This is a genomic window from Pseudomonas sp. KBN10P06128 (assembly GCF_037574945.1).
Lineage (GTDB): Bacteria > Pseudomonadota > Gammaproteobacteria > Pseudomonadales > Pseudomonadaceae > Pseudomonas > Pseudomonas aeruginosa.
In genome coordinates this window covers 5,455,862-5,482,062 of record NZ_JBBELR010000001.1, presented here as the reverse complement: position 1 = coordinate 5,482,062, position 26,201 = coordinate 5,455,862, and the positions used below count along the sequence as shown (strand labels likewise).

The following is a 26,201-nucleotide window of genomic DNA, read 5'->3' as shown; positions in this document are numbered from 1 at the left end:
GACGCCGGGCGAACCCGGCGTCTGGCTTTGACTCACGCTTCGAGCTTTTTCTTCAGCAACTCGTTCACCTGCTGCGGGTTGGCCTTGCCTTTCGAGGCCTTCATCGCCTGGCCGACGAAGAAGCCGAACATCTTGCCGCGCTTGGCCTCGTCGGCGGCGCGGTACTGCTCGACCTGCTCGGCGTTGGCCGCCAGCACCTCGTCGAGCATCTTCTCGATGGCGCCACTGTCGGTGACCTGCTTCAGGCCCTTGGCCTCGATGATCTGGTCGGCGGAACCCTCGCCGTTGGCCATGGCTTCGAAGACCATCTTGGCGATCTTGCCGGAGATGGTGTTGTCCTTGATGCGCAGGATCATGCCGCCCAGTTGCTCGGCGGACACCGGAGACTGCTCGATCTCCAGGCCGTCCTTGTTGAGCAGGCTGCCCAGCTCGACCATCACCCAGTTGGCCGCCAGCTTGGCGTCGCCGCAGATACCCTGGACCTTCTCGAAGTAGTCGGCCATCTCGCGGCTGGCGGACAGCACGCTGGCATCGTAGGCGGACAGGCCGTACTGGCTCTCGAAGCGTTCGCGCTTCTGCACCGGCAGTTCCGGCAGTTGCTCGCGCAGCTTCGCCAGGTACTCGGGCTCGATGACCACCGGCAGCAGGTCGGGACAGGGGAAGTAACGGTAGTCGTTGGCTTCTTCCTTGCCGCGCATGGAGCGGGTCTCGTCCTTGTTCGGGTCGTACAGGCGGGTTTCCTGGACCACCTTGCCGCCGTCCTCGATCAGCTCGATCTGGCGCTGGATCTCGTGGTTGATCGCCTTCTCGATGAAGCGGAAGGAGTTGACGTTCTTGATCTCGGCGCGGGTGCCGAATTCGGCCTGGCCCTTCGGTCGCACCGAGACGTTGCAGTCGCAGCGCAGCGAGCCCTCGGCCATGTTGCCGTCGCAGATGCCCAGGTAGCGCACCAGGGCGTGGATCGCCTTGACGTAGGCCACGGCTTCCTTGGCGCTGCGGATGTCCGGCTCGGAAACGATCTCCAGCAACGGCGTGCCGGCGCGGTTCAGGTCGATGCCGCTCATGCCCTGGAAGTCTTCGTGCAGGCTCTTGCCGGCGTCCTCCTCCAGGTGCGCGCGGGTGATGCCGATGCGCTTGGTGGTGCCGTCTTCCAGGGTGATGTCGAGATGGCCCTTGCCGACGATGGGATGGTCCATCTGGCTGGTCTGGTAGCCCTTCGGCAGGTCGGGGTAGAAGTAGTTCTTGCGGGCGAACACGTTCTGCCGGTCGATCCGTGCGTCGATCGCCAGGCCGAACAGGCAGGCCATGCGTACGGCCTCCTCGTTGAGCACCGGCAGGGTGCCCGGCATGGCCAGGTCGACCAGGCTGGCCTGGGTATTCGGCGCGGCGCCGAAGGCGGTCGAGCTGCCGGAGAAGATCTTCGATTGGGTGGCGAGCTGTGCGTGGATTTCCAGCCCGATCACGGTTTCCCATTGCATGTGGTGTTCCTCAATCCTTCTGTGCCTGCGCAGTCCCGCTGCCGACCCTGCGGGTCGCCCTCTCCGCGCCGGGAGAGGGGAGGGGACTGCGTGGCGTTGCCATGGCTTAGAAGCCGGCCGGGGTGCGGGTGTGCCAGTCGCTGACCTGCTGGTACTGGTGCGCGACGTTGAGCAGGCGACCCTCCTGGAAGTAGGGCGCGAGCAACTGGACACCCACCGGCAGGCCGTCGACGAAGCCGGCGGGCATGGACAGCCCCGGCAGGCCGGCGAGGTTGGCGGTGATGGTGTAGATGTCTTCCAGGTACTGGGAAACCGGGTCGTCGTTCTTCTCGCCGATCTTCCAGGCCGGGTTCGGCGTGGTCGGGCCGAGGATCACGTCCACTTCGGCAAAGGCGCTGACGAAGTCGTTCTTGATCAGCCGGCGAATCTTCTGAGCCTGCAGGTAATAGGCATCGTAGTAGCCGGCCGACAGTGCGTAGGTGCCGACCATGATGCGGTTCTTCACTTCGCTGCCGAAGCCTTCCGCGCGCGAGCGCTTGTACAGGTCTTCCAGGTTCTGCGGGGCGTCGCAACGATAGCCATAGCGCACGCCGTCGAAGCGCGACAGGTTGGAGGACGCCTCGGCCGGCGCGATCACGTAGTAGGCCGGGATGGCGTGCTGCATGTTCGGCAGGGAAATGTCCTTCACCGTGGCGCCGAGCGTCTTCAGCTCCTCGACCACGGCCAGCACCGCGTCGGCGATGCGGCTGTCGAGGCCGGCGCCGAAGTATTCCCGCGGCAGGCCGATGCGCAGGCCGCTCAGCGGCTTCTGCAGGGCGGCCAGGTAGTCGTCCACCGGCTGTTCGACGCTGGTCGAGTCCTTCGGATCGAATCCGGCCATCACCCCCAGCATCAGCGCGCAGTCCTCGGCGGTGCGCGCCAGCGGGCCGCCCTGGTCGAGGCTGGAGGCGTAGGCGATCATGCCCCAGCGGGAAACCCGGCCGTAGGTCGGCTTGATCCCGGTGAGGTTGGTCAGCGCCGCCGGCTGGCGGATCGAGCCGCCGGTATCGGTGCCGGTGGCGGCCGGCAGCAGGCGCGCGGCGACTGCCGCGGCGGAGCCGCCGGAGGAGCCGCCAGGCACGCGGTCGAGGCTCCAGGGGTTGTTCACCGCGCCGTAGTGGCTGGACTGGTTCGACGAGCCCATGGCGAATTCGTCCATGTTCAGCTTGCCGAGGGTAACGGCGCCGGCGGCGGCGAGCTTCTCGACCACGGTGGCGTCGTAGGGCGAGACGAAGTTGTCGAGCATCTTCGAACCGCAGCTGGTGCGTACGCCCTGGGTGCAGAACAGGTCCTTGTGGGCGATCGGCGCGCCGAGCAGGGCGCCGTTCTCGCCGTTGGCGCGCCGTTCGTCGGCTGCCTTGGCCTGGGCGATGGCCAGGTCGTCGGTGATGCTGATGAAGCTGTTGAGCTGGGGATCCAGCTGCCGGATGCGACCGAGCAGGGTGCGGGTCAGCTCTTCGGCGGAAAATTGCTTGTCGGCGAGGGCGCGGGCGATCTCGGCGAGGGTCAATTGATGCAGCATGTGTCCGCGTCCTTATTACTCGATGACTTTCGGAACCAGGTACAGACCTTCTTCCACGGCGGGGGCGATGGTCTGGTAGGCGTCGCGGTGATCGGTCTCGGTGACCGCGTCCGGACGCAGGCGCTGGGTGGCTTCCAGCGGGTGGGCGAGCGGTTCGACGCCGCTGGTGTCGACCGCCTGCATCTGGTCGATCAGGCCGAGGATGTTGTTCAGGGTCTCGGTGGTGCGCGGAAGATCGGCCTCGCTCAGGCCCAGGCGGGCGAGATGGGCGATTTTTTCCACGTCGGAGCGTTCAAGCGCCATCGGGAGTCTCCAGCAAAAGCGGCCTTGGAAGGGCGGCGGGGCGCCATGCGTTATATAAGGCAGGGAACGGATGCCGCGGTCGGCGGTCTAATTCCGCCTGGACGGGCCTTGTGGGGCCGGGAAAAGCCTGCAATTTAGCATATTGCCCGCCTTGCCCAAAATCCCCGTCGTTGTTAGAGTTTGCCGCACTTTTTTACCCGCGTATTTTTCACCCACGCTTCGCCTAGGGTTTCTTTCCCATGTTCAAAAAATTGCGTGGCATGTTTTCCAGCGATCTGTCGATCGACCTGGGTACTGCCAATACCCTTATTTATGTGCGCGAGCGCGGCATCGTCCTGAACGAACCGTCCGTGGTCGCCATTCGCAGCCATGGCAGCCAGAAGAGCGTCGTCGCCGTGGGCACCGAGGCCAAGCGCATGCTCGGCCGTACCCCGGGCAACATCGCCGCCATCCGTCCGATGAAAGACGGCGTGATCGCGGATTTCAGCGTCTGCGAGAAGATGCTGCAGTACTTCATCAACAAGGTCCACGAGAACAGCTTCCTGCAGCCCAGCCCGCGCGTGCTGATCTGCGTACCATGCAAGTCCACCCAGGTTGAGCGCCGGGCCATCCGCGAATCGGCCCTGGGCGCCGGCGCCCGCGAGGTGTTCCTGATCGAAGAGCCGATGGCTGCCGCCATCGGTGCCGGCCTGCCGGTCGAGGAGGCCCGCGGCTCGATGGTCGTAGACATCGGCGGCGGCACTACCGAGATCGCCCTGATTTCCCTCAACGGCGTGGTCTACGCCGAATCCGTCCGCGTCGGCGGCGACCGCTTCGACGAAGCCATCGTCACCTACGTGCGCCGCAACTACGGCAGCCTGATCGGCGAATCCACCGCCGAGCGCATCAAGCAGGAGATCGGCACCGCCTTCCCGGGCGGCGACGTTCGCGAAGTCGACGTCCGCGGCCGTAACCTGGCCGAAGGCGTACCGCGCAGCTTCACCCTGAACTCCAACGAGGTCCTCGAGGCCCTGCAGGAGTCCCTGGCGACCATCGTCCAGGCGGTCAAGAGCGCCCTCGAGCAATCGCCGCCGGAGCTGGCCTCGGATATCGCCGAGCGCGGCCTGGTGCTGACTGGCGGTGGCGCGCTGCTGCGCGACCTGGACAAGCTGCTGGCACAGGAAACCGGCCTGCCGGTGATCGTCGCCGAGGAGCCGCTGACCTGCGTGGCTCGCGGCGGTGGCCGCGCGCTGGAGATGATGGACCGCCACTCCATGGACCTGCTCTCCACCGAGTAAGGTGGCGAGCATCGTCGCCTAGGAGCGGATCATCAAACCGCTATTCTCCAAAGGCCCGTCGCTGGGCGTTCGCCTGTTGGTGCTGGCCGTGCTGTCGGTCAGCCTGATGGTGGTGGACGCCCGGTTCGACTATCTGGAGCCCGTCCGCAGCAAGCTGGGGATGGTGCTCACGCCTTTCTACGGCCTGGCGGAAATGCCGGTGCGCGCCTGGGAAGGCGTGCGCGACCAGTTCAGCAGCCGTAGCGAGCTGATCGCCGAGAACGAACGCCTCAAGGCCGAGTCCCTGCTGATGCAGCGCCGGGTGCAGAAACTCGCCGCGCTCACCGAGCAGAACGTGCGCCTGCGCGAGCTGCTCAATTCCGCCGCGCTGGTCGACGACAAGGTACTGGTCAGCGAGCTGATCGGCGTCGATCCGAACCCCTTCACCCAACGCATCATGATCGACAAGGGCGAGAACGACGGCGTCTTCGTCGGCCAGCCGGTGCTCGATGCCAGCGGCCTGATGGGCCAGGTGGTCGAGGTGATGCCCTATACCGCGCGAGTCCTGCTGCTCACCGACACCACCCACAGTATCCCGGTGCAGGTCAATCGCAACGGCCTGCGCGCCATCGCCGTCGGCACCGGCAATCCCGAGCGCCTGGAATTGCGCTACGTCGCCGACACCGCCGACATCAAGGAAGGCGACCTACTGGTCAGCTCCGGCCTGGGGCAACGCTTCCCCGCTGGCTATCCGGTGGCCACGGTCAAGGAAGTGATCCACGATTCCGGCCAGCCGTTCGCCGTGGTGCGCGCGGTGCCGACCGCGAAGATGAACCGTAGCCGCTACGTGCTGCTGGTGTTCAGCGACAGCCGCACCCCGGAACAGCGCGCCAACGACGCCGCCGAGGCCCAGGAAGAGGCGGACAAGAAAGCCGCCGCCGGCGCCCAGGCGCCCCAGCCTGCCGCGCAACCGGCCGCCGCGCCGTCGCCGGCCACCCCGGCAGCCCAGGGCGCTGCGCAGCAGCCCGCCGCCGCGCCCGCGCCAGCTCCCACGCAGCCTGCCGCTCCGGCGGCGAACGGGGGGCGCCGCTGATGGCTCGCGCGACTCAAGGTTCGAACAATGTCTGGGTGATCTGGCTGAGCCTGCTGGTCGGGCTGGTGCTGGCCGTAGCGCCGATGCCTACCTTCACCGAGATCGGCCGCCCGCTGTGGCTGGCGATGCTGCTGACCTACTGGGTGTTGCTGCTGCCCGAGCGCGTCGGGATGGTCACCGCCTGGCTGCTCGGCCTGGCCCAGGACGTGCTCTACGGCAACCTGCTCGGGCAGAACGCGCTGATCCTCGGCCTGATCACCTTCCTCGTGCTGTCCCTGCACCAGCGCCTGCGCATGTTCCCGGCCTGGCAGCAGTGCCTGGTGCTGGTGGTGGTCTACGGCCTGGCGCAGCTGCTCCAGCTCTGGCTCAACGCCCTGACCGGCAATCGTCCGCCGACCCTGACCTTCCTGCTCCCGGCCCTGGTCAGTGCGCTGCTCTGGCCCTGGGTGTACGCCCTGCTGCAGTTCGTCCGCCTGCGTCTCAACGTGAGGTAGGTCCGCTTCGCAGCTATGCTGCGGCGGATATCGTCATTCTTCGAAACGGGTGATCGGCGCATCGCCCGACGCGTTTCCCGGGAGCCTCCATGCCGTCGCTGTATCTCGCCTCCGCCTCGCCCCGTCGCCGTGAACTGCTGACCCAGATCGGCGTGCCGCTGTCCGTGCTCGCCACCGCTATCGACGAGTCCCCCTTGCCGAACGAAGCGCCCGCCGCCTACGTCGAGCGCCTGGCGCGCGGCAAGGCGGCCGCCGGGCTGGCTATGCTGGAAGGGCGTGGCGAGGACGGTTGTGTCCTGGGCGCGGATACCTCGGTGGTGATCGACGGGCGAATTCTCGGCAAGCCCGTGGACCAGGCCGACGGGCTGGCCATGCTGGCTGCGCTGTCCGGGCGCGAACACCAGGTTCTCACCGCCGTGGCCCTGGCCGCCGCTGGTGGCGTCGAGGCGCGGGTGGTGGAGTGCCGGGTGCGCTTCCGCCAGGTCGCTCCGGAAGAAGCGCTGCGCTACTGGCAGAGCGGCGAGCCGGCGGACAAGGCAGGCGGATATGCGATCCAGGGCCTCGGGGCGATATTCGTCAGTCGCATCGAAGGCAGTTACAGTGCGGTGGTCGGGCTGCCTTTGTGTGAAACTGCGGAACTGTTGAGGGAATTCGGCATCCCTTGCTGGCAGCCCATGGGTGGCAACCCGCCGTAACGCCTAACGCGCCGAAATAAGGACAGTGGACGCATGAGCGAAGAGATCCTGATCAATATCACGCCGATGGAGTCGCGCGTGGCGGTGGTGGAAAACGGCGTCCTGCAGGAAGTGCATGTCGAACGCACCCAGCGGCGCGGCATCGTCGGCAATATCTACAAGGGGCGGGTGGTACGGGTACTGCCGGGGATGCAGGCGGCGTTCGTCGACATCGGCCTGGAACGTGCGGCGTTCATCCATGCCGCCGAGATATCCAATCGCGAAGGCAGCGCCGTGGAAAGCATCAGTGCCCTGGTCCATGAGGGGCAGGCGCTGGTGGTGCAGGTGACCAAGGATCCGATCGGCACCAAGGGCGCACGGCTGACCACCCACCTGTCGATTCCTTCGCGCTATCTGGTGTACATGCCGCGCACCAGCCATGTCGGGATATCCCTGCGGATCGAGGACGAAGTCGAGCGCGAGCGCCTGAAGAAGGTGGTGGCCGACTGCGTGGCGGCGGAAGGCATCGAGGGGCAGGGCGGCTTCATCCTGCGCACCGCTGCGGAAGGTGCGGGCGAGGACGAGATTCTCGCCGACATCCGCTACCTTCGCCGGCTATGGGACCAGATCGCCGCGCAGATCCAGACCGTCGGCGCGCCTTCGGTGATCTACGAAGACCTGTCCCTGGCGATCCGTACCCTGCGCGACCTGGTGAACCCGCGGATCGAGAAGATCCGCATCGACTCGCGAGAGAACTTCCAGAAGATCACTTCCTTCGTCGAAGAATTGATGCCGGAGATTTCCGATCGCCTCGAACATTACCCGGGCGAGCGACCGATCTTCGATCTCTACGGCGTCGAGGACGAAATCCAGAAAGCCCTGGAGCGCAAGGTACTGCTGAAGTCCGGCGGCTACCTGATCGTCGATCCGACCGAGGCGATGACCACCATCGACGTGAACACCGGCGCCTTCGTCGGCCATCGCAACCTCGAGGAAACCATCTTCAAGACCAACCTCGAGGCGGCCACCGCGATCGCCCGCCAACTGCGCCTGCGCAACCTGGGCGGGATCATCATCATCGACTTCATCGACATGGAGGACGAGGAGCATCGCCGGCAGGTCCTGCGCACCCTGGAGAAGCAACTGGAGCGCGACCACGCGAAGACCAACATCATCGGCATCACCGAGTTGGGCCTGGTGCAGATGACTCGCAAGCGCACCCGCGAAAGCCTGGTGCAGATCCTCTGCGAGCCGTGCCCCTGCTGCCAGGGACGCGGCATGCTGAAGACTGCGGAAACCACCTGCTACGAGATTTTCCGCGAGATTCTCCGCGAGGCGCGTGCCTACCAGGCCGACTCCTACCTGGTGCTGGCCAACCAGAAGGTGGTGGACCGGCTGCTCGACGAGGAGTCGGGTAACGTCGCCGATCTCGAGGCGTTCATCGGCCGCACCATCAAGTTCCAGGTCGAGGCGATGTACTCGCAGGAGCAATATGACGTGGTCCTGCTCTGAGGCGTATGGCTGAAATGGCGGATGTGGGAAGCCTCGGAACGCGACTGCTACGGATCGTCCTGGGTCTGTGCGCCCTGGTACTGGTGCTGCTGGCGCTGTACGTCAGCCTTGGCCGGCAACTGGTGCCGCTGGTGGCCGAATACCGCCAGCAGCTGGAGGGCGAAGCTGGCAAGCAACTCGGCATGCCGGTGCGGATTGCCGAGCTGACGGGCTCCTGGCGCGGCTTCGAGCCTCTGGTGGTAGCGCGCAACATCCAGGTCGGCGACGGCGAACAGAGTCTGCGCCTGGCGCGGGTGCGGCTGGCGCCGGACCTGCTCGGCAGCCTGCTGGCGCGCCAGGTGCGGATCGGCAGCCTGGAGCTGGAGGGACTCAAGCTGACCCTGCGCGAAGGCGAGGATGGCCAGTGGAGCCTGGATGGCCTGCCGCACAGCGACAAGCCCAGCGATCCCCGGAAACTCCTGCAATTCCTGCTGCAGACCCAACGCATCTCGCTGCTGGACAGCCAACTGGAGGTGGCGCCGCGGGGAAGCGCAGCGCTGTCGCTCAGCGCGGTCGGCGCGACCCTGCGCAGTTCATCGGTCGGTGGGCAGAGTCTCGATGCCCGCCTGCAACTGCCGGATGGCCAACCTCTGGCGCTGCACGCCGAAGGGCGGATCGACAGCGAGGACTGGCCGCGCAGCAGCGCCAGGTTCTATCTCAGCCTGCCGCAGAGCGACTGGGCGCAATGGTTGCCGGCCGGTCTGACCCAGGAATGGACGATCGTCCGGGCCAAGGCCGGCGGCGACTTCTGGTTCGACTGGCGCGACGGCAAGGCGCAACGGCTGGTGGCACGGCTGCTGGCGCCGCAGTTGAAGGCCTCGTATGCCGCGCGCAAGCCGGTGGAAATCAACGACCTGGGCATGAACCTGTTCTTCGATCGCGAAGCGCAGGGCTGGAAGGTTCGGGTCGGCGACCTGGCGGCGAATTTCGGCGAGCAGCGCTGGGGCGAGGTGGAGTTGCTGTTGCGTCGCGACCAGCAGAACAACGAGCCACACTGGAAGCTGCAGGCCGACCGCGTCGACCTGACGCCCCTGGTGCCGGCGATAGAAGCGCTGGCGCCGCTGCCGGACGCGGCGGCGGAGTGGGTGGCGGGCCTGAAGCCGAAGGGCATCCTGCACAACCTGAACGCCGATTTCTGGCCGCAGCGGGAGGTGCCCGAGCGGGTCAGCTACGCGACCAACCTGGAAAAGGTCGGTATCTCGGCGTTCCATGAGGTCCCGGCAGTGGAAAATGTCAGTGGCACCTTGACCGGCACCCTGGCCGGAGGCCAGCTCGACGCATCGGCGCAGGATTTCATGCTGCACCTGGCCAAGGTATTTCCCGAGCCGTGGCGCTACCGCGAGGCTCGCACGCGGATGTTCTGGAGCCTGGACGACCGCGCCTTCACCCTCGGTAGCCACCTGATGCGGGTCGAGGGCGAGGAGGGCCGCCTGGCCGGCGACATGCTGATCCGCCTGATGCGCGATCCCGGCGCTGAAGACTACATGGACCTCCAGGTCGGCCTCAGCGACGGCGACGCGCGCTTCACCGCCAAGTACCTGCCGACCCAGTTGCCGGGAATGAACAAAAGCCTGGCGAACTGGTTGAAGACGGCGATCCGCAGTGGCCATGTCGAGCAGGGCTACTTCCAGTGGCAGGGCTCGCTGAACCGCGGCGCGGCGGCCGAAGCCCACGTCATGAACCTCTACTTCAAGGTTCGCGACGGCGAGCTGGCCTACCAGCCCGGCTGGCCCGCCTTGAGCAAAACGGTTGGCGAGGTGTTCGTCGAGGATTCCGGAGTCCGCGTGCTGGCCTCCAGCGGGAATCTGCTGAATTCCCGGGTCAGCGACGTCAAGGTCGACATACCTCTCGGCCGGCCGGGACAGACGCCGCACCTGTATGTGGATGGCGCCGTCGACAGTAACCTGAAGGACGGCATCAAGCTGCTCCAGGAAGCGCCGATCCCGACCCGCAAGATCTTCGCCGGCTGGGAGGGCGACGGGCCCTTGCAGGGCCACCTGAAGCTGGATATTCCACTGGACCACGACGAGGCCGGCAAGACCGGGGTGGTCGTGGATTTCTCCACCGTGGGCGCGACCCTGAAGATGCCCAGTCCGAAGCTGGATATGAGCGAAGTGAAGGGCGACTTCCGTTTCGACCTGGCCAAGGGCCTGAGCGCCCCGGCGGTGCAGGCCCGGGTGCTGGGCAGCGAGGTACGCGGGCGGATCGTCGCCGAGGGGCGCGGCGATGCGCGCACGCGCTTGCTGCTCAACGGCCAGGTGGCGGTCAAGTCGCTGAGCGACTGGCTCGGCGCTGGCCAGCGTCCGTTACCGGTCTCGGGACGCCTGCCGTTCCAGCTCAACCTGCTGCTGGATGGCAAGGACAGCCAGTTGCAGATCGATTCGGATCTCAAGGGCGCCGTCGTCGACCTGCCGGCGCCGTTCGGCAAGACGGCCGCCCAGGCGCGGCCGACCCAATGGCGGATGACCCTGGATGGCGCCGAACGGCGTTACTGGGCGCGTTACGACGGCCTCGCCAGCCTGGCCTATGCGGCCCCGGCGGACAAGCCGCTGAACGGACGCGGCGCCCTGCGCCTGGGCGGTGACCCGGCGCTGCTGCCCTCGGCACAGGGGCTGCGGGTGCGCGGGCGTCTGGCGGAACTGGACTGGGACGCCTGGCAGGCCACCCTGAAGCGCTACGGCAATGGCGACCAGGCTGCCAGTAGCGCTGCGGGCCTGCTGCGCGGCGCCGACCTGCGCATCGACAGCTTCAAGGGCTTCGGCCAGGAGCTGAAGAACCTGACCGTCGACCTGGCCCGCCAGGAGCGGGCCTGGCAACTGGTGCTGGTCAGCGACCTCGCATCGGGGCGTCTGGTCCTGCCGGATGCCAGGGGCGCGCCGATCGTGGTCGATCTGGACCGCCTGAACCTGCCGAAGTCGACTCTTCCCGACGAGAACAAAGTGGAGGATTCGGACCCGCTGGCCGCCGTCGATCCGCGCAGCCTGCCGGCGGTAGACGTGAAGATCGGCCAGGTCGCCCTCGGCGGCCAGCCGCTGGGCGCCTGGAGCCTGAAGGTACGGCCGGGCAGCAACGGCGTGGCGTTCAACGACCTGGACCTAGACCTGCGTGGCCTGCACGTCAACGGCAGCCTGCGTTGGGACGGCAGTCCGGGCAATACCCGCAGCACCTATCAGGGCCGGATCGAGGGCAAGAACCTGGCGGATGTGCTCAAGGCCTGGAATTTCGCGCCGAGTGCCACCAGCGAACGTTTCCGCATGGATATCAACGGCCAGTGGCCGGGATCGCCGGCCTACATGGCCCTGAAGCGCTTCAGCGGCAGCATGGATGCATCGCTGCGCAAGGGGCAGTTCGTCGAGGTCGAAGGCAGCGCCCAGGCGCTGCGAGTGTTCGGCCTGCTCAATTTCAACGCGATCAACCGCCGGCTGCGCCTGGACTTCTCGGACATCCTCGGCAAGGGACTGAGCTATGACCGGGTGAAGGGGGTTCTCTCCGCCACCGACGGCGTCTACATCACCCGCGAGCCGCTGAAGCTGGAAGGGCCGTCGAGCAACCTGGAGTTGAACGGTACCCTGGATCTGGCTCACGATCGGATCGACGCCAAGCTGCTGGTGACCTTGCCATTGACCAACAACCTGACCCTGGCGGCACTGATAGTCGGCGGTCCGGCCGTCGGCGGCGCGGTCTTCGTCGTCGACAAGCTGCTCGGCGACCGGGTCTCGCGCTTCGCCAGCGTGCAATACAGCGTCAAGGGCCCCTGGCAGGATCCGAAGATCAGCTTCGACAAGCCATTCGAGAAGCCCCGCTGAGCGGCGCCCGGTGCCGCGACGCGGCGCCCGGTGCCGCGACGCGGCGCTTTCGTCCGCAAGGAGGAAACCATGTCCATTGCCGTGATCCAGATGGTCAGCCAGGACGACGTGACGGCCAACCTGGCCGCCGCCCGTCGCCTGCTGGAACAGGCCGCCGAGGGTGGGGCGCGGCTCGCCGTGCTGCCGGAAAACTTCGCCGCCATGGGCCGGCGCGACCTGGCCGAACTGGGGCGCGCCGAGGCGCGGGGGAACGGGCCGATCCTGTCGTGGTTGAATTCCGCCGCTCGCGACCTCAGGTTGTGGATAGTCGCTGGAACGCTGCCGCTGCCGCCGGAGGGGCAACCCGAGGCGAAGGCGAATGCCTGTTCGCTGCTGATCGACGAGCATGGAGAACGGGTTGCCCGCTACGACAAGCTGCACCTGTTCGATGTGGACGTAGCCGATGCGCGGGGCCGCTATCGTGAATCCGACGACTATGCTTTCGGTCAGAAGATCGTGGTGGCGGATACGCCGGTCGGTCGCCTTGGCCTGACGGTCTGCTACGACCTGCGTTTTCCGGAACTCTATACCGCGCTGCGCGAGGCCGGCGCAGAGCTGATCACAGCGCCGTCGGCGTTCACCGCGGTGACCGGCGCGGCGCACTGGCAGGTGCTGGTCCGCGCCCGCGCCATCGAGACCCAGTGCTACCTGCTGGCGGCCGGACAGGGTGGCGTCCACCCACGGGGCCGGGAGACGTTCGGCCATTCGGCCATCGTCGATCCCTGGGGCCGGGTCCTGGCCGAGCGGCCGCAGGGCGAAGCGGTGCTGCTGGCGGCGCGCGACGCCGCAGAACAGGCGGATATCCGCCGGCGCATGCCGGTGGTGGCGCACAGACGATTTTTCCCGCCGGCCGAACCGCGGCCGGCGCGTACGGAGTGAATATGAGCGAGTTGTTGTCATCCGTCAGCCAGCAGTTGCTGGCCCCCGGTGGTCTGGAGCTGGACAGCCTGCCCGGCATTCTTCATGAACTGAACGGCCCGGGCATCGATGCCGCCGACCTGTATTTCCAGAGCCAGGTCTCCGAGTCGTGGATGCTCGAGGACGGCATCGTCAAGGAAGGCAGCTTCAATCTCGACCAGGGGGTCGGGGTACGCGCGCAGTCGGGCGAGAAGACCGGCTTCGCCTATAGCAATGCGATCACCGCCGAGGCGTTGAAACAGGCCGCGGTGGCGGCCCGTTCGATTTCCCGTGCGGGACAGAACGGCAGCGTGCAGGCGTTCAAGGCCGTGGCGCCGGCTCGCCTGTACGCCGGCGAGAACCCGCTGGACGTGCTCAGCCGCGCCGAGAAGGTCGAGTTGCTGAAGCAGATCGACGCCGCTACCCGTGCGCTCGATCCCCGCATCCAGCAGGTCACGGTGAGCATGGCCGGCGTCTGGGAGCAGATCCTGGTAGCGGCCAGCGACGGTTCGCTGGCCGCCGACATTCGTCCGCTGGTGCGTTTCAACGTCAGCGTGATCGTCGAACAGAACGGCCGACGCGAACGCGGCGGCCACGGCGGCGGCGGTCGCACCGACTATCGCTATTTCCTCCAGGAGGATCGTGCCATGGGCTACGCCCGCGAGGCCCTGCGCCAGGCGCTGGTCAACCTCGAGGCGATCCCCGCGCCGGCCGGCACCCTGCCGGTGGTGATGGGAGCGGGTTGGTCCGGGGTCCTGCTCCACGAAGCGGTCGGCCACGGCCTGGAGGGCGACTTCAACCGCAAGGGCAGCTCCGCCTACAGCGGCCGGGTCGGCGAAAAGGTCGCCTCGAGCCTGTGCACCATCGTCGACGACGGCACCCTGGCCGGGCGTCGCGGCTCGCTGAGCGTGGATGACGAAGGCACGCCGAGCAACTGCAACGTGCTGATCGAGAACGGCGTGCTCAAGGGCTACATGCAGGACAAGCTCAACGCCCGCCTGATGGGCGTGGCGCGCACCGGTAACGGCCGCCGCGAGTCCTACGCGCACCTGCCGATGCCACGCATGACCAACACCTACATGCTGGCCGGCGAGAGCGATCCGCAGGAAATCATCGCCTCGGTGGAGAAGGGTATCTACTGCGCCAACCTCGGCGGTGGCCAGGTCGATATCACCAGCGGCAAGTTCGTGTTCTCCACCAGCGAGGCCTACCTGATCGAGAACGGCAGGATCACCACCCCGGTGAAAGGCGCCACCCTGATCGGCAACGGTCCGGAAGCGATGAGCCGGGTGTCCATGGTCGGCAACGACCTGGCCCTGGACAGTGGCGTGGGAACCTGCGGGAAGGACGGTCAGTCGGTGCCGGTCGGCGTCGGCCAGCCGACCCTGAAGATCGATGCGATCACCGTCGGCGGCACCGGCGCCTGAGGCATGGCCCGGGCGCCGGCGCGGCGAAACCTAGCGCAGGCCGCGCTTGGTTTCGTCCAGTTCGCGGATGTACTTGAACACTTTGCGTGCGGCGGCCGGCGGTTTGTTGTGCGCGGCCTCGTGCTGGGCGTGGCGGACCAGGCCGCGCAGGTGCTGGCGATCGCACTCGGGGAACTCCCCGACGAAGGCGTCGAGCGCTGCGTCGCCGCCGGCGATCAACTGGTCGCGCCAACGTTCGAGGGCATGGAAACGTTCGTTGTACTGGCGGGTGGAGGAGTCCACCTGGTCGATGAGGGCGACGATGGCGTCCACGTCCTGGTCGCGCATCAGTTTGCCGATGTACTGGATATGCCGTTTGCGGGCGATGTGCGCCTTGTGCTTCGGCGCCTCGAGCAGCGCCTTGCGTAGCGGGTCGGTGAGCGGCAGGCGCTCCAGCAACTGCGGTTGCAGGGTGGTCAGGCGCTCGCCGAGGTCCTGCAGGGCATGCAGCTCGCGTTTGATCTGCGACTTGCTCTTCTCTTCGAATTGCGAGTCGTCGTCGTGAAATTCAGCCATGGTGGTGGTCCAGTGAAAAACGCCGCCATGATAACGAGTCAGGGGCCGCTTGTCCGGCCCGGCCGCGTGGGCGGCCACGTCAACAGGAGAGTCAACAGATGAGTCTACATGCCGCGGCAGTCGGTCCCTCCGTGCTTCCGGACCTTCGCGAGCAGGTCGAGCAGATCATCGCCGAGGCCCGCCGCCAGGGCGCCAGTGCCTGCGAAGTGGCGGTGTCGCTGGAGCAGGGCCTGTCCACCAGCGTGCGCCAGGGCGAGGTGGAAACCGTCGAGTTCAACCGTGACCAAGGTTTCGGCATCACCCTCTACGCAGGCCAGCGCAAGGGCTCGGCGAGCACCTCGGCGACCGGCGAGGCGGCCATCCGCGAGACGGTGGCGGCGGCGCTGGCGATCGCCCGCCATACCTCCGAGGACGAATGCGCCGGTCTCGCCGATGCCGCGTTGATGGCCCGCGAGTTGCCCGAGCTGGACCTCTATCATCCATGGAGCCTGAGTCCCGAGCAGGCCGTGGAACGTGCCCTGGCTTGCGAGGCAGCGGCGTTCGCCGCCGACAAGCGGGTGACCAAGGCCGACGGCACCACCCTGAATACCCACCAGGGCTGCCGGGTATACGGTAACAGCCACGGTTTCATCGGTGGTTACGCCAGCACCCGGCACAGCCTCAGCTGCGTGATGATCGCCGAGGGCGAAGGACAGATGCAGCGTGACTATTGGTATGACGTCAACCGCCGTGGCGAGGCCTTGGCCAGCGCCGAGTCGATCGGCCGGCGCGCCGCCGAGCGCGCCGCCAGCCGACTGGGCGCGCGGCCGGTGCAGACCGCCGAAGTGCCGGTGCTGTTCGCTCCGGAAATCGCTGTTGGCCTGTTCGGCCATTTCCTCGGGGCGATCTCAGGCGGCAGCCTGTATCGCAAGTCATCCTTCCTCGAAGGCGCGCTGGGCCAGCGCCTGTTTCCCGAGTGGCTGAGCATCGACGAGCGGCCGCACCTGGTCGGCGCGCTCGGCAGCGCCAGCTTCGATAGCGACGGCCTGGCCACCTACGCCAAGCCATTCGTCGAGAACGGCGAGCTGGTGTCCTATGTCCTGGGCACCTATTCCGGGCGCAAGCTCGGCTTGCCGAGCACGGCCAACGCCGGCGGCGTGCATAACCTGTTCGTCAGCCATGGCGACGAGGACCAGGCCGCTCTCATACGCCGGATGGGGCGTGGCCTGCTGGTCACCGAGTTGATGGGGCAGGGCGTCAACCTGGTGACCGGCGATTATTCCCGCGGCGCCGCCGGCTACTGGGTCGAGAACGGCGAGATCCAGTTCCCGGTCCAGGAAGTCACCATCGCCGCCAACCTGCGCGACCTGTTCCGCCGTATCGTCGCGGTCGGCAAGGACATCGAACGGCGCGGCAACCTGCATACCGGCTCTGTACTGGTCGAGTCGATGATGGTGGCCGGGCGCTGAGGCCGGGTTTCCCTCTGTAGAACGCCAGCGCTCGTCGCTGGCGTTTTCGTTTCCGCCTGTTCGATTGTCCGCCTCTATGGGGACCATGCTTGTCTTTTGCCAAGAAGAAAACAATAATCAATCTCATTATCGTCTGGTGAGGTTGCCATGTCCTTCGAGGCGCACGACCCGCAAGCATTGGATCACTGGTACTGGCTGGGCACGCAGATCCGCTGCGCGCTCGATCCCGACGAACCGCGCCTGCTCGACCAGTACCTCGGCGAGGCGCGCTATCTCGCCGGTTGGGAAGGTGTGGCCGCCTGGCCGCTGTTCGAGAAAGCCTACAACCTCCTGCTCGATACCGGTCGCGATCCGATATTGCCCTGGCACTGGCGCAGCCTCTGCCTCGACTACGCCTACCGGCCCCTCTGCGAACTTCAGCGATTGACCACCAACGGCAGCCAGCGGCGACGGCTGCGCCAGCTCTCCGTACGAATGGCCAGGCAGGACCTGGCGCCGTCGATGAGCTTCGATCACCCGCAACAAGGAAACCAAGATGACTGACACCCGCATCGAACGCGACAGCATGGGCGAACTGGCGGTCCCGGCGACCGCCCTCTATGGCGCCCAGACCCAGCGCGCGGTGAACAACTTCCCGGTCAGCGGCCAACGCATGCCCCAGGCCTTCGTCCGCGCCCTGCTGCTGGCCAAGGCCGCGGCGGCGCGGGCGAACGTCTCCCTGCAGCAACTGGATGCACCGATGGGCGAGGCGATCGCCGAGACCTGCCTGCAACTGCTGCAGGAGGACTTCATGCAGCATTTCCCGGTGGATGTGTTCCAGACCGGCTCCGGCACCAGTTCCAACATGAACGCCAACGAAGTGGTGGCGACCCTGGCCAGTCGTCGCCTGGGCGGCAAGGTCAATCCGAACGACCATGTGAACTGCGGGCAGAGCAGCAACGACATCATCCCCTCGACCATCCACATCAGTGCCGCCCTCGAGATCAGCGAACGCCTGCTGCCGGCGCTGCGCCACCTGGAGCAGACTATCCAGAGCAAGGCCGGCGAAATGCATGCCTATGTGAAGACCGGCCGCACCCACCTGATGGATGCGATGCCGGTACGCATGAGCCAGGTGCTCGGTGGCTGGGCGCAGCAGGTGCGACAGGCCGGCGTGCACATCGAGAGCGTACTTCCTGCCTTGCAGCAGTTGGCACAGGGCGGCACCGCGGTGGGCACCGGGATCAACGCCCATCCGCGGTTCGCCGAACGTTTCAGCCAGGAGCTGAACGACCTGACCGGGTTGGCGTTCCGCCCCGGCGACGACTTCTTCGCCCTGATCGGTTCGCAGGACACGGCGGTCGCTGCGTCCGGCCAGTTGAAGACCCTGGCCGTGACCCTGATGAAGCTGGCCAACGACCTGCGCTGGATGAACTCCGGGCCGCTTGCCGGGCTCGGCGAGATCGAGCTGGAAGCGCTGCAACCAGGCTCCTCGATCATGCCCGGCAAGGTCAACCCGGTGATCCCGGAGGCCACCGCGATGGTCGCCGCCCAGGTGATCGGCAATGACGCCGCCATTGCCGTCGCCGGCCAATCGGGCAACTTCGAACTGAACGTGATGCTGCCGCTGGTGGCGGACAACCTGTTGCACAGCATCCAGTTGCTGGCCAACGTCAGCCGGCTGCTGGCGGACAAGGCCATCGCCAGCTTCAAGGTCAACCAGGGCAAGCTCAGCGAGGCGTTGGCGCGCAACCCGATCCTGGTCACTGCGCTGAACCCGATCATCGGCTACCAGAAGGCTGCGGAAATCGCCAAGCAGGCCTATCGCGAGGGACGGCCGATCATCGATGTGGCGCTGGAAAACACCGATCTGGACCGTGCGCGCCTGGAGGTGTTGCTGGATCCGGAAAAACTCACGGCTGGCGGCCTCTGAGGCCGCCCCACCACTGGAGGTACCGCCATGCGTCATTGGCAACGAACGATCGAACAGGGCAACCGCTGTTTCGTCACCGGCGCATTGATCGATGCGCGTGAGCACTACCTCCATGCCCTGGCCCTGGCCCAGGTGCTGCTGGAACGCTGGGGCGACGCCGACGAGGCGGTGATGGCGTTCGTCATTTCCCATCACAACCTGGCCGACTTGCACCTGCAACTGGAGCAACCGGAGGAAACCGCCGAATACCTCTGCGCCTGCCACGAGCGCCTGTTGCGGGTCAGCGCCGACCAGAAGCTGCCGTTGGCCCTGCGCCAGGCGGCCCAGCATCACAGCCGGCGCACCTATGTCGAACTGCTGTCGTTCATCGGCGAGCACGGTGCCTATCCGCGCACCGAGCGCCTGCTCAAGGGACCGCCGAACGCGGAGGTCCGACCCGAGTTCCTCGCTCCGCCCCCCTCACTTCGCTATCACTGACGGAGAGTTTCCATGCCCCACGCCTTGCCGCCCTTGCCCTACGCCTACGATGCCCTGGAACCGCATATCGATGCGCTGACCATGGAGATCCACCACAGCAAGCACCACCAGACCTACGTGAACAACCTGAACGCCGCGCTGGAAGGCACGCCCTATGCCGAGCAGCCGGTGGAAAGCCTGCTGCGGCAACTGGCTGGTCTGCCGGAGAAGCTGCGCACCCCGGTTGTCAACAATGGCGGTGGGCATGCCAACCACTCGCTGTTCTGGACCGTGATGTCGCCCCAGGGCGGTGGCCGTCCCGATGGCGACCTGGGGCAGGCCATCGATGAGCAGCTCGGGGGCTTCGAGGCGTTCAAGGATGCGTTCACCAAGGCTGCGCTGACCCGCTTCGGCAGCGGCTGGGCCTGGCTCAGCGTGACTCCCCAGGGCAGCTTGCTGGTGGAGAGCAGCGGTAACCAGGACAGCCCGCTGATGAACGGCAATACGCCGATCCTCGGCCTGGACGTATGGGAGCACGCCTATTACCTGAAGTACCAGAACCGCCGCCCGGAATACATCGGCGCTTTCTACAACGTGATCGACTGGCGGGAGGTCGCGCGTCGCTATGCGCAAGCCCTGGCCTAGTGTTACCCGTGATGCGAGATGGCTGGCCGGCAGCCTGGCGGTGCAGCGATGAAGGCGTTGCTCCATGGCATCGCCGAAGGTAACGGGCGGACGCTGCGCAACCTGCTGGGCCTGCTGATCTTCATCGGCGGCGGCTACCTGCTCGGCCGCCACGCCCTGTTGCTGGCCGAGCTCAACCTGCCGGCGCCCATCGTGCTGGCGTTGAAAGGCGGCCTGCTCTGCGCCTTCGGTACCGCTCTCGGGGCGATGCCGGTGCTGGTGGTGAAGACCATGCCGGCGCGCCTGTCGGATGGGCTGCTGGGCTTCGGTGCCGGCGTGATGCTCTCGGCGACGGCCTTCTCGCTGATCATGCCGGCGCTATCCGCGGCCGGCGACCTCGGCTACTCGAAGTTCGGCGCGGGGTTCCTGGTCAGTTTCGGCTTGGCGGTCGGCGTGATGGGGCTGTTCATCCTCGGCCGGCTGATGCCGGACGTCCATCCCGGTTGCGAGGGCGCGCCACTGTCCGGTGGCATTCCCCCGCGCAACCTGCTGTTCGTCACGGCCATCGTCCTGCACAACATCCCCGAAGGCATGGCGGTTGGCGTGTCGGCCGGTGCCGGCCTGGACGAGGCCAACGGCCTCGCCCTGGGCATTGCTCTGCAGGATGTGCCGGAAGGGCTGGTGGTGGCGCTGGTGCTGGCCGGAGTCGGTATGTCGCGTTTCAAGGCGATGCTGGTCGGTGCCGCGTCGGGCCTGGTCGAGCCGCTGTTCGCGGTGCTCTGCGCCTGGCTGGTCGGCCTCTCCGCGCTGCTCCTGCCCTGGGGGCTGGCCGCCGCGGCGGGAGCGATGCTCTTCGTGGTCACCCACGAGATCATTCCCGAGTCCCACCGCCAGGGACATGCCGCCGAGGCTACGCTGGGCCTGGTGTTCGGCTTCTGCCTGATGATGGTGCTGGATACCGCGCTGGGCTAGGGGACTCATCCGACCCGCGCTGAATTGACGCCGGCCGCAATCGCCGGAAAGGAAAAGCCGCCAGTTGGCGGCTTTTTCGTTGTCGCTGGGAAGAGGCTACTCGCCTTCGTCGAAACGGTTGTTGATCAGTTCGACCAGCGCGTTCAACGCCTCGTCTTCCTGTTCGCCTTCGGTATGCAGGTGCAGGTTGGTGCCCTTGCCGGCAGCCAGCATCATCACGGCCATGATGCTCTTGCCGTCGACGCAGCTTTCAGGATTGCGGCCGACCCGGACCTGGCAAGGGTAGCGCCCCGCGACGCCGACGAACTTGGCCGCCGCGCGGGCGTGCAGACCGAGCTTGTTGATGATGGTGATCTCGAGGGCGGGCATCTTGGGGAGTCTGTCCTTCTTGTTATGGGCTAGCTGCTGAGATCGCGGTGGCGAATCTGCACGTTCTTCAGGGAATCCCTGAGTGCAGCGCCAATCCGCTCGGCGAGGTAGACCGAACGATGGTGCCCGCCGGTACAGCCTATCGCAACTGTTACATATGAGCGGTTACTGGCGGCGAAGCGCGGCAGCCATTTGTTCAGGTAGCCGACGATGTCCTGGTACATTTCCTCGACGTCCGGCTGGGCGGCCAGATACTCGCGGACTTCGGGCTCCAGCCCCGAATGATCGCGCAACTCGGGCTTCCAGTAGGGGTTCGGCAGGCAGCGCACATCGAACACCAGGTCGGCGTCGACTGGCATGCCGCGCTTGAAGCCAAAGGATTCGACGAGGAACGCGGTGCCGGGTTCCGGCTTGTTCAACAGGCGCAGTTTGATGGTGTCGCGCAACTGATAGAGGTTGAGGCTGGTGGTGTCCAGCTTAAGGTCGGCGAGGTCGGCGATCGGTCCGAGCAATTGGCTCTCGTCGCCAATCGCCTCCGCCAGCGAACGGGTGTCGGTGGTCAGCGGGTGGCGCCGGCGGGTTTCCGAGAATCGTTTGAGCAGCGTCTCGTCGTCGGCGTCGAGATACAGCACATCGCAGTTGATGTGGTTGTCCCGCACTTCCTGCAACAGTTCGGGGAAGCGCTGCAACTGGCTGGGCAGGTTGCGGGCGTCGATCGACACCGCCACCTGTGGCTGCAGTAGCTCCGTGTGCAACAGGGCGCGCTGCGCCAGGTCGGGAAGCAGGCTGGCGGGAAGGTTGTCGATGCAATAGAAGCCGTTGTCTTCGAGGACGTTCAGGGCGGTGCTCTTGCCCGAGCCCGAGCGGCCGCTGACGATGATCAGGCGCATGTCATTGCCCGTTCTGTACGTCTACCACGATCTGATAAAGCGCTTCGGCAGTGGGAGCGCTGCGCAGGCGGTCGCGTACGTCGGCACGGTCGAGCATGGCGGCGATCTGCCGGAGCAGTTCGAGATGTTCTTCGGTCGCGGCCTCCGGTACCAGCAGGACGAAGAGCAGGTCGACCGGCGCGCCGTCCAGCGCGTCGAAGTCCACGGGAGCATCCAGGTGCAGCACGGCGCTGATGGGGCTCTGGCAGCCAGACAGGCGGCAGTGCGGAATGGCGATGCCATTGCCGAAGCCGGTGGAGCCGAGTTTTTCCCGGGCCACCAGGTTTTCGAAGATGGTCTGGGCGTCGAACTCCGGCAGCTCCCTGGCTACCAGGTTGGCGATTTGTTCGAGTACGCGTTTCTTGCTGCCGCCCGGCACGTTCACGAGGGAACGGCCGGGGGTCAGGATTTGCTCAAGTCGGATCATAGGGGAGGGGAGATCAGCGGGCGCCTACGCCTTGCTGCCGTTCGAGATACTTCTCTTTGTGTTTGATCAGTTGACGGTCGAGTTTGTCGATCAGTAGGTCGATGGCCGCGTACATGTCCTCATGTTCCGCATTGGCTACGATCTCGCCACCGGCGATGCGCAGGGTGGCTTCGATCTTCTGCTTCAGTTTCTCGACCTCCATGATCACCTGAACATTGGTGATCTTGTCGAAATGGCGCTCCAGACGGCTCAGTTTCTCGCCGACATAGTCGCGCAGGGCGTCGGTCACATCCAGTTGATGGCCACTGATGTTGACTTGCATACCGCGTTCTCCTTGTTGCCCGTGTGTAAGTGGCAGGTTAGCAACCTGCCTCCGGAACACCTTGGCGTGGATCAACGTCACACCAGTCGCTTGCGCTCGCTCGAAGGGGCTATGCCCAGGGATTCGCGGTATTTGGCGACGGTGCGGCGAGCCACTTGAATGCCCTGTGCCTCCAGTAAACCAGCGATCTTGCTGTCGCTCAATGGCTTTTTCGCATTTTCCGCGGCCACCAGTTTCTTGATGATCGCGCGGATCGCGGTGGACGAGCATTCCCCGCCTTCAGCGGTACTGACGTGACTTGAAAAGAAATATTTCAGCTCGAAAATGCCGCGCGGCGTATGCATGTATTTCTGCGTGGTGACCCGCGAAATGGTCGATTCGTGCATGCCCACCGCTTCGGCGATGTCATGCAGGACCAGCGGCTTCATGGCTTCTTCGCCGTAGTCGAGGAAACCGCGCTGGTGCTCGACGATCTGGGTGGCGACCTTCATCAGCGTTTCGTTGCGGCTCTGCAGGCTCTTGATGAACCAGCGGGCTTCCTGCAACTGGTTGCGCATGAAGGTATTGTCGGCGCTGCTGTCGGCGCGGCGGACCATGCCGGCGTAGGTGGCGTTGACGCGCAGGCGCGGCATCGCCTCCTGGTTCAGCTCGACCAGCCAGCGCTCGTTGTCCTTGCGCACGATGACGTCGGGGACGATGTATTCGGCTTCGCTCGATTCGATCTGCGAACCGGGCCGGGGATGCAGGCACTGGATCAGCTCGATGACCTGGCGCAGTTCGTCTTCCTTGAGCTTCATGCGCCGCATCAATTGGCTGTAGTCGCGGCCGCCGAGCAGGTCGAGGTAGTCGGATACCAGGCGCAGCGCTTCGTTCAGCCAGGGCGTGGTGGACGGCAACTGGCGCAGTTGCAGCAGCAGGCACTCGCGCAGGTTGCGAGCGCCGATCCCGGCGGGTTCCAGTTGCTGGATGCGGCGCAGCACGACTTCCACTTCGTCGAGCTCGACGTCCAGTTCCGGATCGATGGCGGCGAGGATTTCTTCGAGGGACTCTTCGAGATAGCCATCGTTGTTGATGCTATCGATGATGGTCACCGCGATCATCCGATCGGTGTCCGACATCGGTGCCAGGTTGACCTGCCAGAGCAGGTGGCTGTGCAGGCTCTCGCCGCTGCTGGTGCGCGCGGTGAAGTCCCATTCGTCATCGTCGTTGCTGGGCAGGCTGCTGGCGCTGGTCTGGTAGATGTCTTCCCAGGCGGTATCCACCGGCAACTCGCTGGGTATGCGTTCGCTCCACTGGTCGTCGTCGAGGCTTTCGACGCTGGGCGTGGCGCTTTCCTGGAGAGGGCTCTCCTGGGGCGCGCTGGCCGCCTGTTCGGCGCCATCGGCGAGAGGGTCGCTGTTGTCGAAATCGTCGCCGTCTTCCTGGCGTTCGAGCATGGGATTGGATTCCAGCGCTTCCTGGATTTCCTGCTGGAGGTCCAGGGTGGATAGCTGGAGGAGGCGTATGGCCTGTTGCAGCTGCGGCGTCATCGTCAGCTGCTGGCCCATCTTGAGGACTAGCGATGGTTTCATGGCTGAGGGCTTAGTACCTTATTCGCTGGTACCGGATGGCACCATCCACTACTACGGGTGCCGAGGTGGCGGCACCGCCAGGAAGCAAATTATATGCCTGAATTTTCGTACTTTGCCTAGGGTTGCTCTGAATAAATCATCCGCTCCAGGCGGCACTCGCGGTTGCGAAACCGCGGGCGAGCGGAACCGCTCCGGCGAGGCCGGAGGGCGCGCTAGGAGATTTCTTCAGAGGCGGAACTCGTGCCCCAGGTAGACTTCCTTGACCAGGTCGTTGGCGAGGATGCTCTCGGCATCCCCCTCCGCGATCAACTGCCCATCATTGACGATATACGCCGTTTCACAGATGTCCAGGGTCTCGCGGACGTTGTGGTCGGTGATGAGGATGCCGATACCCTTCGCCTTGAGGTGATGGATGATCTGCTTGATGTCGCCGACCGAGATCGGGTCCACGCCGGCGAAGGGCTCGTCGAGGAGGATGAATTTCGGCGCGCTGGCCAGGGCGCGGGCGATTTCCACCCGGCGTCGTTCGCCGCCGGACAGGCTCATGCCGAGGTTGTCGCGGATGTGGTGGATGTGGAATTCCTGCAGCAGGCCTTCCAGGGCTTCCTTGCGACCGTTGCGATCGAGGTCGCTGCGGGTCTCGAGGATCGCCATGATGTTGTCGGATACCGACAGCTTGCGGAAGATCGAGGCTTCCTGCGGCAGGTAGCCGATGCCGGCCCGGGCGCGCCCGTGCATCGGCAGGTGGGTGACGTTCTGCTCGTCGATGCGGACCACGCCCTGGTCGGCCTGGACCAGGCCGACGATCATGTAGAAGCAGGTGGTCTTGCCGGCACCGTTCGGACCGAGCAGGCCGACGATCTGCCCGCTATCGATGGACATGCTGACGTCGCGGACGACTTGCCGGCCTTTATAGCTTTTGGCCAGGTGCTGGGCTTTGAGCGTTGCCATTACTGGGCCTTTTTCTTCGGCTGGATGACCATGTCGATGCGCGGGCGCGGGCTGGTCACCTGGGAGCCGGTGGCACGACCCGCGTTGACGATCTGGCGCTGGGTGTCGTAGACGATCTTCTCGCCTTCGAAGGTGTTGCCTTCCTGGATCACCTTGGCCTGGTCGATCAGCACGACCCGGTTCTGCGTGACGAAGTACTGGATGGTCAGGCCATAGGCCTTGGTCACGTCCTTGTCCGGAGCGGGTTTCTGCTCGTAGTAGGCAGGCTTGCCGACCGAGGTCACGACCTCGATGTCGCCGTTCTTGTCCTGCTTCAGGGTCACGGTGTTGCCGGTCAGCTTGGTGCTGCCCTGGGTCACCACGACGTCGCCGCGGTAGACCGCGACGCCCTGCTTGTCGTCCAGTTCGGCGCTGTCGGCCTGGACGCGGATCGGTTGTTCGCGGTCCGAAGGCAGGGCCAAGGCCATGGAGCTGCCGAGGGCGGCAGTCAGACCGAAAATAAGGGGGAGGGTATTAACGAACCTCATGCTGACCTCTTACGTTGGACAGCAGGTGCATCCGGCTGTCTTTCAGATACGCTTTCATTCCAACAGCCGTCGTCACTCCATTGGCCGCGTCGATTTTAACGGCTTGCTCGGTCTGTGCATAATTCTTGTCGGGGAATACGGTCAGCCGAGTGGTGGTCAGGATGCTTGGTTGGCCCTTGGCATCGGTACGTGCGACGCGCACGTCGTCGATGAGTTCGACCTCCTTGCCTTTCGGTCCGACTTCGGCGCGGGCGCTCTGGATGTGCCAGGGTTGCACGTTGCCACGGAAGAGCAGCAGGTCGGGGGTGGTGACGAAAGTGATGTCCGTGGCTTTCTGGTGCTCCAGCTTCACCGCGGTCATCTCGTAGTCGAGGCTGCCGTCCTCCTGGTACTGGAGGCTATGGGCATTCTCGGCATAGTAGTCGATGGTGTTGTCCTGGCCGGGGCGGGTCGGCTGTTCGTTGAACAGCTCGAGCCCGACGTTCCAGTAGTAGCCCGCGACGATCAGCAACAGGGCGATCAGGGCGAGCAGCAGTTTCTGGCGTAGTGTCTTCGGCAT

General features: G+C 65.6%; 26 protein-coding genes. 14 read left to right on the top strand and 12 right to left on the bottom strand.

Annotated elements, in window-relative coordinates:
* Window positions 1–32: 32 nt before the first annotated feature.
* The 3 genes from gatB to gatC form a co-directional block, all read right to left on the bottom strand.
* A complete protein-coding gene (gene gatB, locus VQ065_RS25655) occupies window positions 33–1,493 on the bottom strand; it encodes an Asp-tRNA(Asn)/Glu-tRNA(Gln) amidotransferase subunit GatB (protein WP_071536084.1) in 1,461 nt (486 codons plus the stop codon).
* A gap of 91 nt (window positions 1,494–1,584) precedes the next feature.
* Entirely contained in the window at window positions 1,585–3,039 is a 1,455-nt protein-coding gene (gene gatA / locus VQ065_RS25650) for an Asp-tRNA(Asn)/Glu-tRNA(Gln) amidotransferase subunit GatA (RefSeq protein ID WP_003094399.1), read from the bottom strand.
* Window positions 3,040–3,054: 15 nt separating this feature from the next.
* Entirely contained in the window at window positions 3,055–3,342 is a 288-nt protein-coding gene (gene gatC / locus VQ065_RS25645) for an Asp-tRNA(Asn)/Glu-tRNA(Gln) amidotransferase subunit GatC (RefSeq protein WP_003094397.1), read from the bottom strand.
* A 239-nt stretch (window positions 3,343–3,581) separates the two neighbouring features.
* Between gatC and mreB the strand changes: the two genes are divergently transcribed.
* The 8 genes from mreB to tldD all read left to right on the top strand — a co-directional run bounded on the left by mreB (window position 3,582) and on the right by tldD (window position 14,579).
* Window positions 3,582–4,619, top strand: coding sequence for a rod shape-determining protein MreB (gene mreB, locus VQ065_RS25640; RefSeq protein ID WP_003094393.1), 1,038 nt, complete (start codon window positions 3,582–3,584; stop codon window positions 4,617–4,619).
* A 31-nt stretch (window positions 4,620–4,650) separates the two neighbouring features.
* Window positions 4,651–5,691 (top strand): rod shape-determining protein MreC, encoded by a 1,041-nt coding sequence (gene mreC / locus VQ065_RS25635; protein ID WP_071533941.1) that lies wholly within the window; start codon window positions 4,651–4,653, stop codon window positions 5,689–5,691.
* Window positions 5,691–6,185, top strand: a complete 495-nt coding sequence (gene mreD, locus VQ065_RS25630) for a rod shape-determining protein MreD (protein ID WP_003094389.1) — start codon at window positions 5,691–5,693, stop codon at window positions 6,183–6,185. The genes mreC and mreD overlap by 1 nt, the downstream gene beginning before the upstream one ends.
* 89 nt (window positions 6,186–6,274) lie before the next feature.
* On the top strand, window positions 6,275–6,880 hold the full coding sequence (locus VQ065_RS25625) for a Maf family protein (protein ID WP_003094387.1): 606 nt from the start codon (window positions 6,275–6,277) through the stop codon (window positions 6,878–6,880).
* Between the two features lie 33 nt (window positions 6,881–6,913).
* Window positions 6,914–8,371, top strand: coding sequence for a ribonuclease G (gene rng, locus VQ065_RS25620; RefSeq protein WP_003094386.1), 1,458 nt, complete (start codon window positions 6,914–6,916; stop codon window positions 8,369–8,371).
* Window positions 8,372–8,385: 14 nt separating this feature from the next.
* On the top strand, window positions 8,386–12,216 hold the full coding sequence (locus VQ065_RS25615) for a YhdP family protein (RefSeq protein ID WP_003094384.1): 3,831 nt from the start codon (window positions 8,386–8,388) through the stop codon (window positions 12,214–12,216).
* Between the two features lie 69 nt (window positions 12,217–12,285).
* Window positions 12,286–13,134: a carbon-nitrogen hydrolase family protein gene (locus VQ065_RS25610; RefSeq protein WP_003094382.1), complete on the top strand. Its 849-nt coding sequence runs from the start codon at window positions 12,286–12,288 to the stop codon at window positions 13,132–13,134.
* Window positions 13,135–13,136: 2 nt separating this feature from the next.
* Window positions 13,137–14,579, top strand: a complete 1,443-nt coding sequence (gene tldD, locus VQ065_RS25605) for a metalloprotease TldD (protein ID WP_003094380.1) — start codon at window positions 13,137–13,139, stop codon at window positions 14,577–14,579.
* 30 nt (window positions 14,580–14,609) lie between these two features.
* Here tldD and yjgA read toward each other — a convergent pair whose 3' ends face one another.
* Window positions 14,610–15,134: a ribosome biogenesis factor YjgA gene (gene yjgA, locus VQ065_RS25600; RefSeq protein WP_003094378.1), complete on the bottom strand. Its 525-nt coding sequence runs from the start codon at window positions 15,132–15,134 to the stop codon at window positions 14,610–14,612.
* A 98-nt stretch (window positions 15,135–15,232) separates the two neighbouring features.
* Between yjgA and pmbA the strand changes: the two genes are divergently transcribed.
* From pmbA to VQ065_RS25570, 6 genes are all read left to right on the top strand, one after another.
* Entirely contained in the window at window positions 15,233–16,582 is a 1,350-nt protein-coding gene (gene pmbA / locus VQ065_RS25595) for a metalloprotease PmbA (RefSeq protein ID WP_003110024.1), read from the top strand.
* A 147-nt stretch (window positions 16,583–16,729) separates the two neighbouring features.
* On the top strand, window positions 16,730–17,125 hold the full coding sequence (locus VQ065_RS25590; protein WP_003094374.1) for a hypothetical protein: 396 nt from the start codon (window positions 16,730–16,732) through the stop codon (window positions 17,123–17,125).
* A complete protein-coding gene (fumC, locus tag VQ065_RS25585; protein WP_003094371.1) occupies window positions 17,118–18,494 on the top strand; it encodes a class II fumarate hydratase FumC in 1,377 nt (458 codons plus the stop codon). The genes VQ065_RS25590 and fumC overlap by 8 nt, the downstream gene beginning before the upstream one ends.
* 27 nt (window positions 18,495–18,521) lie before the next feature.
* A complete protein-coding gene (locus VQ065_RS25580) occupies window positions 18,522–18,971 on the top strand; it encodes a hypothetical protein (RefSeq protein ID WP_003094369.1) in 450 nt (149 codons plus the stop codon).
* 12 nt (window positions 18,972–18,983) lie between these two features.
* On the top strand, window positions 18,984–19,595 hold the full coding sequence (locus VQ065_RS25575) for a superoxide dismutase (RefSeq protein WP_003094367.1): 612 nt from the start codon (window positions 18,984–18,986) through the stop codon (window positions 19,593–19,595).
* An 18-nt stretch (window positions 19,596–19,613) separates the two neighbouring features.
* Window positions 19,614–20,546: a ZIP family metal transporter gene (locus VQ065_RS25570; RefSeq protein ID WP_340080485.1), complete on the top strand. Its 933-nt coding sequence runs from the start codon at window positions 19,614–19,616 to the stop codon at window positions 20,544–20,546.
* 96 nt (window positions 20,547–20,642) lie between these two features.
* Here the strand turns inward: VQ065_RS25570 and VQ065_RS25565 are convergent, their stop codons facing one another.
* From VQ065_RS25565 to lptC, 8 genes are all read right to left on the bottom strand, one after another.
* Window positions 20,643–20,915 carry an HPr family phosphocarrier protein gene (locus VQ065_RS25565; RefSeq protein ID WP_003094362.1) on the bottom strand — a complete coding sequence of 91 codons (273 nt, stop codon included), beginning with the start codon at window positions 20,913–20,915 and terminating at the stop codon, window positions 20,643–20,645.
* A 29-nt stretch (window positions 20,916–20,944) separates the two neighbouring features.
* On the bottom strand, window positions 20,945–21,805 hold the full coding sequence (gene rapZ / locus VQ065_RS25560) for an RNase adapter RapZ (protein ID WP_003094361.1): 861 nt from the start codon (window positions 21,803–21,805) through the stop codon (window positions 20,945–20,947).
* A gap of 1 nt (window position 21,806) precedes the next feature.
* The gene (gene ptsN, locus VQ065_RS25555) at window positions 21,807–22,271 is read right to left on the bottom strand and encodes a PTS IIA-like nitrogen regulatory protein PtsN (RefSeq protein WP_003098853.1); all 465 of its coding nucleotides are present in this window, start codon (window positions 22,269–22,271) and stop codon (window positions 21,807–21,809) included.
* A gap of 13 nt (window positions 22,272–22,284) precedes the next feature.
* Window positions 22,285–22,593: a ribosome hibernation-promoting factor, HPF/YfiA family gene (hpf, locus tag VQ065_RS25550; RefSeq protein ID WP_003094359.1), complete on the bottom strand. Its 309-nt coding sequence runs from the start codon at window positions 22,591–22,593 to the stop codon at window positions 22,285–22,287.
* A gap of 77 nt (window positions 22,594–22,670) precedes the next feature.
* Window positions 22,671–24,164 (bottom strand): RNA polymerase factor sigma-54, encoded by a 1,494-nt coding sequence (locus VQ065_RS25545; protein WP_003094357.1) that lies wholly within the window; start codon window positions 24,162–24,164, stop codon window positions 22,671–22,673.
* Between the two features lie 225 nt (window positions 24,165–24,389).
* Window positions 24,390–25,115 carry an LPS export ABC transporter ATP-binding protein gene (lptB, locus tag VQ065_RS25540; protein WP_003094355.1) on the bottom strand — a complete coding sequence of 242 codons (726 nt, stop codon included), beginning with the start codon at window positions 25,113–25,115 and terminating at the stop codon, window positions 24,390–24,392.
* Complete coding sequence (gene lptA, locus VQ065_RS25535) at window positions 25,115–25,642, bottom strand: lipopolysaccharide transport periplasmic protein LptA (RefSeq protein WP_003120916.1); 528 nt, start codon at window positions 25,640–25,642, stop codon at window positions 25,115–25,117. The genes lptB and lptA overlap by 1 nt, the downstream gene beginning before the upstream one ends.
* Window positions 25,629–26,201, bottom strand: coding sequence for an LPS export ABC transporter periplasmic protein LptC (gene lptC / locus VQ065_RS25530; protein WP_003094353.1), 573 nt, complete (start codon window positions 26,199–26,201; stop codon window positions 25,629–25,631). Before lptC ends, lptA begins: the two co-directional genes overlap by 14 nt.